This is a genomic window from Pseudarthrobacter scleromae (assembly GCF_014644515.1).
GTDB classification, from domain to species: domain Bacteria; phylum Actinomycetota; class Actinomycetes; order Actinomycetales; family Micrococcaceae; genus Arthrobacter; species Arthrobacter scleromae.
In genome coordinates this window covers 141991-157123 of record NZ_BMKV01000004.1, presented here as the reverse complement: position 1 = coordinate 157123, position 15133 = coordinate 141991, and the positions used below count along the sequence as shown (strand labels likewise).

General features: G+C 65.0%; 15 protein-coding genes. 9 read left to right on the top strand and 6 right to left on the bottom strand.

Annotated features, from left to right (window positions below; genetic code table 11):
- Positions 1 to 38: 38 nt before the first annotated feature.
- Positions 39 to 1226 carry a galactokinase gene (gene galK / locus IEX33_RS11670; RefSeq protein WP_188730365.1) on the bottom strand — a complete coding sequence of 396 codons (1188 nt, stop codon included), beginning with the start codon at positions 1224 to 1226 and terminating at the stop codon, positions 39 to 41.
- Positions 1223 to 2380: a galactose-1-phosphate uridylyltransferase gene (gene galT, locus IEX33_RS11665; protein ID WP_188730363.1), complete on the bottom strand. Its 1158-nt coding sequence runs from the start codon at positions 2378 to 2380 to the stop codon at positions 1223 to 1225. Before galT ends, galK begins: the two co-directional genes overlap by 4 nt.
- Positions 2381 to 2480: 100 nt before the next feature.
- Here galT and IEX33_RS11660 point away from each other — a divergent pair, with 100 nt between their 5' ends.
- The 5 genes from IEX33_RS11660 to IEX33_RS11640 all read left to right on the top strand — a co-directional run bounded on the left by IEX33_RS11660 (position 2481) and on the right by IEX33_RS11640 (position 8112).
- Positions 2481 to 3434 carry an aldose 1-epimerase family protein gene (locus tag IEX33_RS11660; RefSeq protein ID WP_188730360.1) on the top strand — a complete coding sequence of 318 codons (954 nt, stop codon included), beginning with the start codon at positions 2481 to 2483 and terminating at the stop codon, positions 3432 to 3434.
- 39 nt (positions 3435 to 3473) lie between these two features.
- A complete protein-coding gene (locus IEX33_RS11655; protein WP_188730358.1) occupies positions 3474 to 4808 on the top strand; it encodes an AI-2E family transporter in 1335 nt (444 codons plus the stop codon).
- 3 nt (positions 4809 to 4811) lie between these two features.
- Positions 4812 to 6050 (top strand): threonine ammonia-lyase, encoded by a 1239-nt coding sequence (gene ilvA / locus IEX33_RS11650; RefSeq protein ID WP_104185384.1) that lies wholly within the window; start codon positions 4812 to 4814, stop codon positions 6048 to 6050.
- Positions 6051 to 6058: 8 nt separating this feature from the next.
- Entirely contained in the window at positions 6059 to 6679 is a 621-nt protein-coding gene (locus IEX33_RS11645) for a rhomboid family intramembrane serine protease (RefSeq protein ID WP_188730356.1), read from the top strand.
- Between the two features lie 311 nt (positions 6680 to 6990).
- Entirely contained in the window at positions 6991 to 8112 is a 1122-nt protein-coding gene (locus tag IEX33_RS11640; RefSeq protein ID WP_188730354.1) for an IS110 family RNA-guided transposase, read from the top strand.
- A gap of 20 nt (positions 8113 to 8132) precedes the next feature.
- Here the strand turns inward: IEX33_RS11640 and IEX33_RS11635 are convergent, their stop codons facing one another.
- The 3 genes from IEX33_RS11635 to IEX33_RS11625 form a co-directional block, all read right to left on the bottom strand.
- Positions 8133 to 8615: a suppressor of fused domain protein gene (locus tag IEX33_RS11635; RefSeq protein WP_188730352.1), complete on the bottom strand. Its 483-nt coding sequence runs from the start codon at positions 8613 to 8615 to the stop codon at positions 8133 to 8135.
- A 504-nt stretch (positions 8616 to 9119) separates the two neighbouring features.
- A complete protein-coding gene (gene greA, locus IEX33_RS11630) occupies positions 9120 to 9614 on the bottom strand; it encodes a transcription elongation factor GreA (protein WP_174175518.1) in 495 nt (164 codons plus the stop codon).
- Positions 9615 to 9796: 182 nt separating this feature from the next.
- Complete coding sequence (locus IEX33_RS11625; protein ID WP_188730350.1) at positions 9797 to 10249, bottom strand: DUF4307 domain-containing protein; 453 nt, start codon at positions 10247 to 10249, stop codon at positions 9797 to 9799.
- A 118-nt stretch (positions 10250 to 10367) separates the two neighbouring features.
- Between IEX33_RS11625 and mca the strand changes: the two genes are divergently transcribed.
- Together mca and IEX33_RS11615 are read left to right on the top strand one after the other, a co-directional pair.
- Positions 10368 to 11273, top strand: a complete 906-nt coding sequence (gene mca / locus IEX33_RS11620; RefSeq protein WP_188730348.1) for a mycothiol conjugate amidase Mca — start codon at positions 10368 to 10370, stop codon at positions 11271 to 11273.
- 100 nt (positions 11274 to 11373) lie between these two features.
- On the top strand, positions 11374 to 11724 hold the full coding sequence (locus IEX33_RS11615) for a hypothetical protein (protein ID WP_188730346.1): 351 nt from the start codon (positions 11374 to 11376) through the stop codon (positions 11722 to 11724).
- Between the two features lie 64 nt (positions 11725 to 11788).
- Here the strand turns inward: IEX33_RS11615 and trhA are convergent, their stop codons facing one another.
- Positions 11789 to 12451, bottom strand: coding sequence for a PAQR family membrane homeostasis protein TrhA (gene trhA, locus IEX33_RS11610; RefSeq protein ID WP_188730879.1), 663 nt, complete (start codon positions 12449 to 12451; stop codon positions 11789 to 11791).
- A 234-nt stretch (positions 12452 to 12685) separates the two neighbouring features.
- On the opposite strand from trhA, the gene IEX33_RS11605 reads away from it, so the two are divergent.
- Both IEX33_RS11605 and IEX33_RS11600 read left to right on the top strand, forming a co-directional pair.
- Positions 12686 to 13447, top strand: a complete 762-nt coding sequence (locus IEX33_RS11605) for an isoprenyl transferase (RefSeq protein ID WP_229675373.1) — start codon at positions 12686 to 12688, stop codon at positions 13445 to 13447.
- Between the two features lie 239 nt (positions 13448 to 13686).
- Entirely contained in the window at positions 13687 to 15105 is a 1419-nt protein-coding gene (locus IEX33_RS11600; protein ID WP_188730342.1) for a PhoH family protein, read from the top strand.
- The last annotated feature ends 28 nt before the right edge of the window (positions 15106 to 15133 follow it).

Here is a 15133-nt window from a genome sequence, read left to right as displayed (position 1 = left end):
GGGGCCCTTAGTTGTTAAGGCCGCAACTCAGGAGCGTGCTACGCGATCCGGCGGGCTCCGGCCGCCGGGGACACCGTGAAGATGTCCGGCGCCTTGTAGCCGGCCTCTGCGAATGCCTTGACGACGGCGTCACGCACCGCCTGTTCCTGCCCCACCGACGTCAGCGCGATGGCTGCACCGCCAAAACCGCCGCCGGTCATGCGGGCCCCGATGGCGCCGCTGCCACGGGCAGTGCCGACCGCCAGGTCCAGTTCGGGGCAGGAGATCTCGAAGTCGTCGCGCATGGAAGCGTGGCTGGCGTCCAGCAGGGCGCCAATGGCGGCCGGTCCCTCGCTTGCCAGGAGCTCCACGGTCTGGAGCACGCGGTCGTTCTCGGTCACCACGTGCCGGACGCGCCGGAAGGTGACTTCATCCAGGAGGCCGCTGGCTTCCTCCAGGTCACCCACCTGTACGTCCCGAAGCGCCTTGACTCCAAGCACCTCGGCGCCCAGTTCGCAGGATGCCCGCCGGGACGCGTAGCCGCCGTCGGCATGTGAATGCGAGACCTTGGTGTCAATCACCAGCATCACCAGATCCGCAGGCTGGGTCTCAAACGGAACAAGGCGGGCGTTCTGGTCCCGGCAGTCCAGGAAGACAGCGTGGCCTTCAGAGCCCCGGAGCGACGCGGACTGGTCCATGATGCCTGTGGGGGCACCGACAAACTCGTTCTCCGCCCGCTGCGTGGCCAGCACCATTTCCTCCGCGTCGAGGCCGGCGCCCGTCAGTTCGTTCAGCGCAGAGATGACCGCACACTCAATGGCATGCGATGACGAAAGCCCGGCTCCGAGGGGAACGTTTGAATCGAGCAGGAGGTCCACGCCCGGAACCTCGATGCCGCGCTGCTTCAGCGCCCACATCACGCCGAGGGGGTACTTGGTCCAGCCCTTGGCGGAGCCCGGCCGCAGGGAGTCAAGTGTTGTGCCAACGACGCCCTGATCCCCGTAGGTGGAGAGCAGCCGGACAGCGGAATCCGGGCGGACCCGGACGGCAACCCGGGCGGTCCGGTCAATGGCGAAAGGCAGGACGAAACCCTCGTTGTAGTCCGTGTGCTCGCCAATGAGGTTCACCCGTCCCGGCGCCTGCCAGATACCGTCCGGGGCGCCGCCGAACTCCTTCGCGAACCGGGCGGCAAGGTCCTCAGTCCCTGCCGGCGCACGGGTGGCCAGGGGGTCGGGTGCGGCGTTCAAGCGTGGGCTCCTTCGGGTGTGGCCGCCAGGGCGGCGGGGTGTGCGGCGGGGGACGGAAGGGTGACTTCCCGGAGGCGCTCCGCCACACTCTCCGGGGTTGTGTCGTTGATGAAAGCGCCCATGGCTGCCTCCGATCCTGCCAGGTACTTGAGTTTATCGGCAGCCCGCCGCGGGGACGTCAGCTGGAGATGAAGGTATCCGGAGGGCCGCAGGACCGGGTCCAGGGGGGCCTGGTGCCAGGCCGAGATATAGGGCGTGGGCGTGGGGTAAAGGGCGTCAACCCGCTGGAGAAGGTTGAGGTAGACGGACGCGAGCTCATCCTTCTCCTCGCCGCTCAGCGCCGCCAGGTCCGGGACCTGGCGGTGCGGCACCAGGTGGATTTCCAGCGGCCAGCGGGCAGCAAAGGGAACGTAGGCGCTGAAGTTTGCGCCCTCCAGGACCATCCTGCTGCCGTCTTCCCTTTCAGAGCGCAACAAGGACCCGGTGAGTGTATCCCGGCCCTCGTGGGCGTCATGGAACTTGCGGGCCGCGGCCCCCAGGACTCCCGCGCGGGGCGTGACGTAGGGGTAGGCGTAAATTTGCCCGTGGGGGTGGTGGAGCGTGACGCCGATGTCGGCACCGCGGTTCTCGAACGGAAAGACCTGCTTGATTCCGGGGAGGGCACTCAAAGCCTCCGTGCGGTGCGCCCACGCCTCGATGACGGTGCGAGCACGGGCTTCCCCCAGTTCACTGAAGGAACCGGTGTGGGACGGGGTGAACGCCACTACCTCGCAGCGGCCGTACGCGGGTCCCTTCGTTCCCCATGCTGTTTCCTCCGGAATCGGGCCCAACGCCGGCCCCAGCGACGGGAACCGGTTCTCGAACACCACCACGTCATAGTCCGACGCAGGAATCTCGGAAGTATTGCCTGCGGTGGTGGGGCATATCGGGCACTGGTCCGCCGGGGGAAGGTGCGTGCGGGTTTGGCGGTGCGCGGCCACGGCCACCCACTCGTCGGTCAGCGCGTCGTAGCGGACCTCGCCGGGTTCACCCCTCGGGGGAAGGCCCCGCTGGTCCGTGGTGAGTTCGGCGATGCGCGACTTGGGCGCTGCAGCATCGTCGAAATAGATCAGCTCCCTGCCGTCGGAGAGTCTGGTGCTCGTGATACCTGTCATGAAAAAAGTGTGGCACAGTCGATCAAAAAAGAATAGTTAACAACAAAAAGTCACAAAGCGGTGCTGCGTGTGAGGACCGCCCCGGGGTACGGTATTGCTCATGACTTCACGTTCACCCCAGGAACCCGGGCCGGCCATGCAGGGCTATGCCACCGGCAGGCAGTATGAACTCCGCCGCGGCGACGCCTCGGCCGTGGTTACGGAGCTGGCCGCCGGCCTCCGTTCCTTCAGCAGGGGAGGAACCCTCCTGACGGAGACCTACGGCGACGACGAGATTGCCCCCGGTGCCGCCGGCATCACGCTGGCGCCCTGGGCCAACCGCGTGGAGGACGGAATCTGGTTCCTGGACGGCAAGAAACAGCAGCTGGACATCACCGAGGTTGCCCGGAATAACGCCAGCCACGGCCTGCTCCGCAATTCCGCCTACGCGCTGGTGGATGAGTCGGAGCACTCCGTGACGCTGGAGGCCACCATCTTCCCGCAGCACGGTTATCCCTTCCTGGCCCGGCACCAGGTGCAGTACGGGATCGACGGCGGCCTCGGGCTGGTGGTCCGCCAGACCCTGCTGAACGACGCCAGGGAGCCCGCACCATTCGTCCTGGGCGCCCATCCCTACTTGAGGCTGGGCGATGTTCCCATCGAAGAGCTGGTCCTGACGGTAGCGGCCGAGACACGCCTGGTGGCCGATGACCGCCTGATTCCGCGCAGCTCCGCCCCGGTGCAGGGGGATTCGGACTTCAGGACAGGGCTGAACATCGCTGCGCTGGACGTGGACGTCGCGTTGACGGACCTGCGGTACGAGGAAGGCAAGGCCCGCCACACACTGTCGGCCCCGGATGGCAGGCGGGTAAGCCTGTGGCAGGATGAAGCTTGCCGCTACGTCCACGTCTTTGTCAGCACCCAGTATCCGGGCCGCAGCCGGGCCGTGGCCGTTGAGCCCATGACCGGCCCGGCCAACGCCTTCAACTCCGGTGACGGCCTGCGCTGGCTAAGCCCTGGCGGTTCCTTCACCATCGAGTGGGGCATCGACTACACCCCGGGCGACGGCGGGTAGCGGTTTCCGAATCAGCTTCCGCTGGGGAAGTATTGGGCTATGACGCCAGCAGAGGATGCCGTTACCTCCACCAGCCTTAACGCAGGCCCGCAACGGCCTGACTCCAGCCAGCCTGTCCGGGTCCTCGCGGACCGTGAACTGGACCGGGACATACCCTACGGCGTACGCATCGCAGCCTCCTGGGCCTGGCGCGTGGGGCTGATCCTCCTCGTGGGAGGCGCGCTCGTCTGGCTGCTGAGCCGGATCAGCTTCCTCATCATCCCCGTCATGGTGGCTGCGCTCCTCGCCGGGCTCCTCAGCCCGGTGGTGCGGTGGCTTAAGCAGTACAGGCTGCCTGCCGGAGCGGCCGTCGCCGTCACCGTTGTGGCCTTCATCGGCCTGATCGGCGGGTCGCTTGCCCTGGTGGGACGGCAGCTGGTTTCAGGCTTCGGCGAACTGTGGTCGGAGGCGCTGGCAGGGGTCAAGCAGATCCAGGACTGGCTGTCCGACGGGCCGCTGCACCTGACCGCCGCCCAGATGGACCAGTACCTGCAGGAAGCAACCACCGCGCTGCAGGACAACACCAGCAGCATCGTCAGCGGGGCGCTGTCCTTTGGCAGCACGGCCGGGCACTTTGCGGCCGGGCTCATCCTGGCGCTGTTTATCCTGATCTTCTTCCTGCTGGAAGGGGACCGGATCTGGACGTTTCTTGTCCGGCTGCTTCCCAGGAAAGCCAGGGCGGCAGCGTTCGGCGCCGGGCGCAAGGGCTGGACATCCATGGTCAGCTACGCGCGCATCCAGATGTTTGTGGCCTTTGTGGACGCGGTGGGAATCGGCGCGGGCGCCGCCATTATCGGGGTACCCCTGGCGCTGCCGCTGAGCGTGCTCGTCTTCATTGGTTCGTTCATCCCCATCGTCGGCGCCCTGGTGACGGGTGCTATCGCCGTCCTGCTGGCACTGGTGGCGAACGGCCCCATCAACGCCCTGATCATGCTGGGCATCGTGCTCCTCGTCCAGCAGCTGGAGAGCCACATCCTGCAGCCGCTGATCATGGGCAAGGCCGTGGCCCTGCACCCGGTGGCGGTGATCCTATCGGTGGCGGCAGGATCCTACCTCGCAGGCATCCCCGGCGCCCTGTTCTCGGTGCCCATCCTCGCCGTCGCAAATTCCTCCATTCGCTACATCGCCGCCAGAACGTGGGAACATGAACAAGTGCCGGCTTTAGCCGGAGGACCCACGACGGCGGGCGCCGGACCGGACAACACCTTCCGGGACGTCCGGCCGCCAGCGGCACTCAAACGCGGCAAGGGCGCCGCCGCCGGCACCACAGCAGAACTGCCTGATGCCCCTCCCACTGCGGAACCGGGCGCAGGGGCCGAATCCAGAGGAGAATAGTCCGTGAACATCCTTGAAACCCTTCCCGTCACGCTGGACGATGTCCTGGAGGCGCAGAAGCTGCTCGACGGGATTATTGCGCGTACACCGGTGGAATCGTCCCGCGCCCTCGGGAAGATGGCCGGCGGGGATGTCTACTTCAAGTGCGAAAACCTCCAGCGGGCCGGATCGTTCAAGGTGCGCGGCGCCTACGTCCGCATGGCAAAGCTTTCCCCCGAGGAGAAAAAGCGCGGCGTGGTGGCAGCCTCCGCAGGCAACCACGCCCAGGGCGTCGCCGTGGCCGCCAAGAGCCTCGGCATCAAAGCCCGCATCTACATGCCGCTGGGCGTTGCGCTGCCCAAGCTGGCCGCCACCCGCAGCCACGGTGCGGAGGTCATCCTGCATGGCCACAACGTTGACGAGGCGCTCGCCGAAGCCCAGCGGTACAGCAACGAGACGGGAACCGTCTTTGTGCACCCTTTCGACAACGTGGACGTCGTGGCAGGCCAGGGAACCCTGGGGCTTGAGATCCTTGAACAGGTACCCACTGTGGACACCATCCTCATGGGCGTGGGAGGCGGCGGGCTCCTGGCGGGGGTCGCCGTCGCCATCAAGGCCCGGGCCAAAGAACTGGGGCGGGAGATCCGCATCATCGGGGTCCAGGCGGAGAACGCTGCTGCCTACCCGCCCTCGCTGGCCGCTGACGCGCTGGTGCCCCTGAAGAAGGTGTCCACCATGGCGGACGGCATCGCCGTCGGCCGTCCCGGGCAGCTCCCCTTCAGCATCATCCGGGAACTCGTGGATGACGTCGTGACAGTCAGCGAAGACTCGCTGGCACGTGCCCTGATCTTCCTGCTGGAGCGGGCCAAGATGGTGGTGGAACCGGCCGGTGCCGTTGGCGTGGCGGCGCTGATGGACGGCAAGATCGAAAACCCGGGAACCACCGTGGTGGTCCTCTCAGGCGGCAACATCGACCCCATGCTGATGCTCAAGGTCATCCAGCGGGGCCTTTCCGCTGCCGGGCGCTACATGACCGTCCGCATGATGCTCGATGACCGGCCCGGTTCACTGGCCACCATCGCCAGGATCATCGCCGAGAACGATGCCAACGTCACCGGCCTGGACCATACCCGGGTGGGCGGCTCCATCAGCATGGGCGACGTGTCCATCACCGTGAACCTGGAAACCAAAGGCCACCAGCACGGCGAACAGGTCCTCAGCGCCCTGCGCGCCGAAGGCTTCCAGCCCATCGTGGTGCACTAGGAAAAGCCATGTCCGGACTGACGGGAAACGGAAACCTAGGGCAGCGCAGGACCGTGGCCGCGCGGGCCAAGGGAGGCCTGCTGGTGCTGGGGACCTTTGTGGTTCTCCTCTTTGTTATCGAGCTGTTCAACATGGTGATGTTGCGCTCGCTCAATGCGACGTTCGGGCTCCGGCCCAGGAGCGCTGACGGGCTGCTGGACATCTTCACTTTCCCGCTCCTGCACGCGAACCTGAACCATCTGCTGTCCAACAGCCTGCCGCTGATCATCTTCGGGTTCCTGGTGTTCCTTTCGGGCCTCAGGGTGTTCCTGACCGCCCTGGCGTTCAGCTGGCTGGGGTCCGGCCTCACGGTCTGGCTGATTGGCGACGGCGGCGTCACTGTGGGTGCCTCGGGACTGGTTTTCGGGCTGTTTTCGTTCCTGCTGGTCCGCGGGTTCATCAATCGGAGCTGGCGCCAGATCCTCCTGGCGGTTGTCCTCTTCATGGGCTACGGGAGCATCCTGCTGGGCGTCCTGCCTATCGCAGCCGGCTACATTTCCTGGCAGGCCCATCTGGGCGGCGCAGCCGGTGGGGTGGTGGCGGCCCTGCTGCTGCGGCGCCGCAGCCGCGCCCCCGGTGCGGCGCTGTAGGTATCTGGCCCTTAACGGCTGTAAGGATTACCAAGGCTGGTCTGGGACTAGCTGGCAGAGTAGGTCCTGGCCGTTCCGCGCCCCGTCGTGACTCATTAACGAGCTGGCCCCTTGGGTGCCTTCCGTTTGACCTGTCCGGCGAGGAGCGGGCGGCCGGGTCCTGCCCGGCCCACCCGGTAACTTGATTAGAAGGTTGTCCGCCCGTGTGGGCGTGGCTCATTACAGTGCTGTTCCGAGGTGACCTCTTCCCGGGCTGGTTCCGGCCGAACGCGGCCTGACCACATTTGTAGAAGAGGAAGGTGCCAAGCTCTATGCCGGTCGTCGCGCATTCATATCCATATGTCATAGGTGTCGATACGCACGCGAAGAACCACGTATACGCCGTTGTTTCCACGGCAACGGGCGAACTGCTTGAGACCAGGGACTTTCCCACAACAAGCGCCGGCATCAGCCGGGCTATCGCGTGGGTGGCTCGTCGCACCGACGGGGACCTCGCCGCGTTGTGGGTGGTTGAGGGTGCCGGCTCTTATGGTGCCATTCTGGCCGGCGCCGTAGGAGCTGCCGGCTATGAGGTTGTGGAAGCGCCGCGGATGGATGCGCGTGGGCGTCGTGGATTGGGCAAGTCAGATCCCTTGGACGCTCATCGAATTGCAGCGGCCGTGCTGCCGTTGGAGGAACAGCAGCTGCGCAGACCAAGACTGAATGAAGGCGTTAGAGCAGCTTTGCGGGTACTCGTCGCAGCCAGGCAGTCCATGGCCACTGACCGCACCCGATCAGTAAACGCGCTGACGGCACTGCTCCGATCCTTTGACCTTGGGATGGATGCCCGTAAGGCCATAGTGAGCACTCAAATTGACGAGATTTCCCGGTGGCGTTTCCGTGAAGAGCCTCTGGCGCTTTCCACTGCACGATCTGAAGCGGTTCGGCTGGCACGTCGCATCAACGAGCTTGATGCCGACATCAAATCCAACAGCCGCCAGATGACCGATCTCATCGAGATTAGTGAAGCGGCCCCGCTGCTGCGGGAAAACGGTATCGGTCCCGTAACAGCAGCAGTCTGCCTTGCGGCATGGTCTCACCATGGTCGTCTTCGTTCAGAGGCGGCTTTTGCCTCCTTGGCGGGCGTCAACCCGATACCGGCATCATCTGGCAACACGGTCAGACACAGGCTCAACCGGGGTGGTGACAGAAGCTTGAACAGAGTCCTGCACATGGTAGCGATGAGCAGAATGGCCTTCGACCCAGAAACGATTACATACGTCGGGAAGCGCCAATCCGAAGGACGAACAAAAAAGGAAATTCGTCGGTGCGTAAAGCGCTATCTCGCACGACGGATCTATAGAACACTCAACGCGTCAAACCTGCTTGCTGGCCAAAGAGCGACACCTGTAAAAGGGTCAAGCGCTCCCGAGTGCAACTCTGAAGTAGCGTAAGCGTAGCTGTAGCCGTCCTCTCAGGGGTGCTCGGAAACAAGCGCGTGCGGCACGGGCCGTGTATGGACCCAGACTTCCGTTCCTTCCGAGTTCCAAAGCTCCAGCAACGCGTCTACTCCGTTCGCTCGGGAGTACTCAACTTCTTCGGGGAAAACCGGGGCAATATCGAGGTACTTGATATGGCATCCGTTGCTAAGGGCCAGATCTGGCAAAACTTGGTCCGAGCGGTCAAAAAAGATCCAGCCGGTGAATGTTCGTCCAGGGATCACGGCCGCTTGCGCGTCGAGGATTTCGCAGTCTCGGAAGATGGTCCCGGAGTCTCTGGCATTGCTCGCCAAAGCCGCCATTGCATCACGCAACTCGTCCGACTTTTGGTCTACACCCGAGTAGAGTTCCACTCCATGGGAAACGGATCCCCTGAGCGCTGCCAGCGACATCCCGTAGGTCGCATAGAAGTGGACGCCCATCCGGTTTGAAGAGGCATTCCACTCGTGAAGGGACACGGGAGGAGGCCACGTCTCCCGATTGCCCCAACGGATAGGGTCTGGCCCTACATGCGCTCGATAGTGCGCGTCCAGCTCTTCCCCTAAAGACACCTTCCGCCCTCCAATTCTCTGTCTCATACGGACTTACCACAGGTTATCGGAGCGAAAGACTTGGCTCGGCCAAGCGGAAGCCAACACCAGGCTTACAAGCATGAGACGAGCGTGTGAGCCCTGAGAATGGCGCCAAAACACACGATCCTCATAACCGAACTGAGGCAAGATAACTGGGCGTGTGGCGCATCGGGGCCAACTACGTCGAAGACATCGCCGATGCATACCGGCGGGTAGCTGAGCGCATGCAATCGATGAGTGAAAGGGGAAGGGAACCGGGCGCCAAGTAGGCAGCGCACTACCTCAAACCTGCTCGCTGGCCAAGCTTGACAACTATAGAAGGGTCAAACGCTGGCCGCCCCTTTCCGGGGCGGCCAGCGTTATATGTGTGCCACTGCGGGCTGGAAGCAATCAGGCGGCGTACGGCTTGGCGGAGAGGATCTCCACCTTGATGTCCTTGCCGTTGGGTGCCGCGTAGCTGAGGGTGTCGCCTTCCTTGTGGCCAAGGATGGCCGCACCCAGCGGCGACTTCTCGCTGAAGACGTCCAGGTCCGAGTCGCCGGCAATTTCACGGGAACCGAGCAGGAAGGTCTCTTCGTCGCCGGCGATCCTGGCCACGACGATCATGCCGGGCTCCACGATTCCGTCGTCTGCAGGAGCCTCGCCCACGTGGGCGTCGCGGAGCAGTGCAGTGAGCTGGCGGATGCGGGCCTCAATCTTGCCCTGCTCCTCCTTGGCTGCGTGGTAGCCACCGTTCTCCTTGAGGTCGCCCTCCTGCCGGGCTGCTTCAATCTTCTGGACGATCTCTGCCCGGCCAGCGCCGGAAAGGTGGTCCAGCTCTGCCTTCAGGCGGTCAAAAGCTTCCTGGGTGAGCCAGGCTGCAGCTGCGCTGTTGGTGGTAGACACGGACTTCTCCTCTGGTGGTCCTACATGCAAAAGACCCCGCCACGGTGGCCACTTGTGGAACAGTAACCAGCTCAGCGGGGTAAAGGTATTGCTCCATTGTAGTCAATCCCTTGGACATAACCCAACAGGGAAGCGGCGCACGTCACAGGCCCAGGCCTGTTTCCGGGCCCGCGCTTCAGGTGCTACGTGCCTGCCGCCCAGCAGCTGTCCACCACGCCGGACACCGGCAGTGATTCGGTGCGCACGGTTACGCGCTGGGCAACCGTGCGGCCGCCGTCGGCTGTTTCCGTGGCCTCGGCGGGAGGAATGTCCACAACCTTCCATCCCACCACCGCAAACTTCGAGTCCAGTGCCTTGACCGCGCACTTGACGGCGGTTCCCGGCTCGCGGGTGACCTGGAAGTCCACCTCCGCCAGCGTGGCGTCCGTGGTGCTGTAGCCAATGTCTTTGAACGTCACGTCGGACAAGGACTGGGACGTGGAAACCCACGCCAGGAATCCGATTCCTGCGGCCAGCGCCGCCCCGCCAATAACGCGTTTGGCTGTTGGCGTAAGCGTGCGCTTTTTAGCCCCATATCGATTGGCTAGGCTAGTGTCTGCGGGCGCGGGTTGGGCCGGCTGGTCCGGGGAAGTCACCTCACCAGTTTAGTGCCCTTTCCGGAGGCGGCCTGTCAGCAGCCCCGCCAGGCATCCGCCCGTTCAAGCCATCCGATCAGCAGCCACAGGCAGCAGAAGAATAAGGAGCCGTCCTTCGATGACAGCGTCCAGCACCACCCCGGCGCCGCTACGGCTGCTCGCAGTCCATGCCCATCCGGATGACGAGTCCAGCAAGGGCGCTGCGACGATGGCCAAGTATGCAGCCGCCGGCGTCGACGTCCTGGTGGCCACGTGCACCGACGGCTCCAGGGGGGACATCCAGAACCCGGCCGTTGAGGGGGAGCCGCACCCCAAAAGGGATATGGCCGGCGCCAGGCGCCTGGAGATGGAACGGGCGGCGGCCATCCTCGGCGTCAGCCAGCGGTGGCTGGGTTTCGTGGATTCCGGGCTGCCTGAAGGTGATCCGCTTCCTCCCCTTCCTGCGGGTTCGTTCGCCACCCTGCCCCTGCAACGCGCTGCGGCGCCCCTGGTGCGGCTGGTCCGGTCCTTCAAGCCGCACGTCATCCTCAGTTATGACGAAAACGGCGGCTACCCCCATCCGGACCACATCATGGCGCACCGCGTTGCCGTGGAAGCCTTCGAGTCCGCCGGTGACGGGTCGCGCTACCCGGACGCCGGGGAGCCGTGGGAACCCAGCAAGCTCTACTACGACAGGGCCTTCAGCCCGGAGCGCTTCCGGGCCCTCCATTTCGCCCTGGAGGAAGCCGGGCTCCAGTCCCCGTACGCCGAGCGGCTCGCTGCATGGCTCGAAGCGGACGCCGAGGGCCACACGCCGCCGCCCGCCACGCATCCCACCACCACGCAGGTGGACTGCGGCGACTTTTTCGAAGTGCGCGACGACGCGCTCCGGGCCCACCGCACCCAAGTGGATCCCCTGGGGTTCTTTTTTGCCGTGTCCCCGGAGATGCAGCGGCGGGCCTGGCCGTGGGAAGACTACTCACTCATCCGCTCCCGGGTTCCCTCCGAACTCCCGGAGCGGGATCTGTTCGCAGGGCTAAGATAGAAGCAGCCGGCAATTTCTATGTCGCGTAGAAGTTAGGGTCTGGCGCTTTCGCCGTCCCGTCCGCGACCCCTGCCATCCGCTCCACAGAAGGTATATAACCGTGCATCACCTGCTCCTCAGTTTGGCCACCACCCCGACGCCCCTGCCGACGCCAACGCTGCGTGAGGGGATTTCCGAGGACCAGGTGACACCCGGCCTGCTGGGCTTCATTATGACGGCGTTCTTCGTGGTTGCCACTGCGCTGCTGATCGTGGATATGGTGCGGCGCATCCGGCGCGTGCGTTACCGGGCGCAGGTGGAGGAGGACCGCATGGCTGCCGCTGCCGCGGCGGACGTTGAGGCAGCGGAGGCTGCTGATGCGGGGGCGCCCGGCCAGCAGGCCCGCGGTGGCGTCGTGCAGGGAACGGCCGACGGCGGGACGGACCCCGCGCAGGGCGACCAGCGGCACTGACACATTGACGACGTCGGACTTGCGCGGCTGCGCCGGCTGAGGACGTCCGGGGCGTGCGGCCCCGTCAGCTGAGGACGGCCGTGGCGATCGCCACGAAATGCGCAGCGAAAGCCACCACGGTCAGGGCATGGAACAGTTCGTGGAACCCAAAGTGGTGGTAGCTGAAATTCGGTTTCTTGAGGGCGTAGAAGACTGCCCCGGTGATGTACAGGATGCCGCCCACGCAGATCAGGACAGCTGCCAGGACGCTTGCCTGGAAGAACTGCGGTAGGTAAAACAGCGCGCCGCAGCCCAGGGCGATGTAGATGGGTACGTAGAGCCAGCGGGGGGCGTCCGTCCACAGCAGCCGGAACAGGACACCGAGGATGGCCCCGGACCAGATGACCCACAGCAGCAGGACTGCCTGGGGCCTTTCCAGGAGGGTCCAGGCAAGTGGGGTGTAGCTGCCGGCGATCACCAGCATGATGTTGGTGTGGTCCAGCCGTTTGAGGACGATCTTGACCCCGGGTGACCAGTTGCCCCGGTGGTAGACGGCACTGACTCCGAAAAGCAGGACGCCCGTGGCCGCGTAAATGGCGGACGTGATTTTGCGGTCCGCCGTCGGCGCAAGGGCCACCAGGATGATCCCTGCCGCCAGGGCAAGGGGGGCTGTGACGGTGTGGATCCAGCCGCGCCACTTCGGCTTGATCATCAGGAGTTCGGCCAGCCGGACCGCGGCCTCGTCCATGGCCTTGTTGCCGGCGCCGTTTTCGGTGCCGGGACCGTCCTTCGGCTGCGGCGTCCGGGGGGCCTCCGGGGTGTCGCTGTTCATGGTCCCAGAATAACTTACGGATCGGTAAGTTACCGAAGGGTAGGTTTCTGGCGACCGCTGGTCCTGGCAGGTGGAGCGGGCCCTGGGCGCTTCGGACGGTAGCCTAGGATGTGCAAGTACGTACAGCGAGGAAGTCAGGTGAGTGGACGCGTGGAGTTGCCCGGGTTCCTCTATGGCTTCTATGAGCGCAGGCTGCTGAAGGACCTGGCCCGCGACCGCATTCCCCGCCACATCGGCGTGATGGTGGACGGCAACCGCCGCTGGGCCAAGCAGTTCAACGCCCCCACCAGCCAGGGCCACCAGGCCGGCGCCGACAAAATCCACGAGTTCCTTGGCTGGTGCCAGGAGCTGGGGGTCAAAGTGGTCACCCTGTACATGCTCTCCACGGACAACATGAACAGGTCCAGCGAGGAACTGGACCTGCTGATGGGCATCATCGCCAACACCCTGGACCGGCTGGACGAGGACGCCAACATCTCCGTCCACGCGATGGGTGCTCCGGAACTACTTCCGGACTACCTTGCCGAGCGCCTCAACAAGCTGACGGCGCGCACCCCCGTCCTGGAGAAGATCCATGTCAACGTGGCGGTGGGATACGGCGGCCGCCGGGAAATCGTGGACGCGGTGCGCGAGCTCCTCCATGACGCCGTGGCCAGGAACAAGGACATCGGCAAGCTTGCGGACGAGCTCTGCGTGGATGACATCTCCCGCTTCCTCTACACCCGCGGCCAGCCGGACCCGGACCTGGTGATCCGGACGTCGGGGGAGCAGCGCCTCTCCGGGTTCCTGATGTGGCAAAGCGCCTACAGCGAGTTCTACTTCTGCGAGGCACTGTGGCCCGCGTTCCGGAAAGTGGACTTCCTGCGGGCCCTCCGCGACTACGCGGGAAGGCAGCGCCGCTTCGGCTCCTGACAACTCCGGTTCATCACAAGTTCACACCACTGCAACACGAATCGCCGCCTAATGGTTGCGGAAACTACCTGGGGTGGATTTACGTTATATCCATCAGCTGGCAAAACCGCCGGCTGATCGGGGAGGCCAGTACATGGAGCGAATCATCGCACCGGTTGTATGGGAGGCCGGACCCGGCCTCCCGGCCGAGCCGCCTCACCACTAACAATTCCGGGCTGGTGCCCGGGGCTGGAGTCGATGTGGCTACTTCTGAACAACTGCCCGAGGTCGTTTTTGACCAGGGAGGGAAAGCTACCTCTCGCGCCACGCGAGCCACCTCACAAACCGGTTCAGCAGCGGATGCTGCGGCCGGTTTTGCTGTCTCCGGAAGGGAAGCCGCCATTAACACCTTTGTCATCGACACCTCCGTCCTGCTGTCAGACCCCCGCGCCCTGCTGCGCTTTGCGGAGCACGAGGTCATCGTGCCGATCGTGGTGATCACCGAACTGGAGTCCAAACGGCACGACCCCGAGCTGGGCTACTTCGCACGGAAAGCGCTGCGGCTCCTCGACGACCTCAGGGTCAAACACGGCGGACTGAACCAGCCCATTCCCATCGGGGACGACGGCGGCTCCCTCATGGTGGAGCTGAACCACATCTCCTCGGAGGTGCTGCCGCTGGGCTTCCGGAGCGGGGACAACGACAGCCGCATCCTCGCCGTCGCCAAGAACCTCGCCAACGAGGGCAGGAACGTCACGGTGGTATCCAAGGACCTGCCCATGCGGGTCAAGGCCTCGGCCATGGGGCTCACCGCCGACGAATACCGCAACGAACTGGTCAAGGACTCCGGCTGGACCGGTGTGGCCGAGGTCGAAGCCAACGAGCAGGAGATCTCAACCCTCTACGGCCACGAGCCGGTGTTTATCCCGGCGGCAGCGGAAATGCCGGTCAACACCGGCCTGGTCCTGCTGTCCAACCGGGGGTCTGCCCTGGGCCGGGTGGGCCCGGACAAGCAGGTCCGCCTGGTCAAGGGCGACCGTGACGTGTTCGGCCTGCACGGGCGCTCCGCCGAGCAGCGGCTGGCCATCGACATGCTGATGGATCCCGCCGTCGGCATCGTGTCCATCGGCGGCCGGGCCGGCACCGGCAAGTCGGCCCTGGCGCTGTGCGCCGGCCTGGAAGCCGTCCTGGAACGGCGCGAGCACCGCAAGGTGATCGTGTTCCGGCCCCTCTACGCCGTGGGCGGCCAGGAACTCGGCTACCTTCCCGGCTCCGAGTCCGAAAAAATGAACCCCTGGGCGCAGGCCGTGTTCGACACGCTCGGTGCCCTGGTCAGCCAGGAAGTGGTGGAGGAGGTCATGGACCGCGGCATGCTCGAGGTCATGCCCCTCACCCACATCCGCGGACGGTCGCTCCACGATGCCTTCGTGATCGTTGACGAGGCCCAATCGCTCGAGAAGAACGTCCTGCTGACCGTCATGAGCAGGATCGGCCAAAACTCGAAGATCGTCCTCACCCACGACGTCGCCCAGCGCGACAACCTCCGCGTCGGCCGCCACGACGGGATAGCCGCCGTCGTCGAAACCCTGAAAGGACACCCGCTCTTCGGCCACATCACCCTGACCCGTTCCGAAAGGTCTCCGATCGCAGCGCTGGTCACCGAGCTGCTCGAAGGCTAAGCGGGGGTGCCCGGGTGCCCCTTCCTCT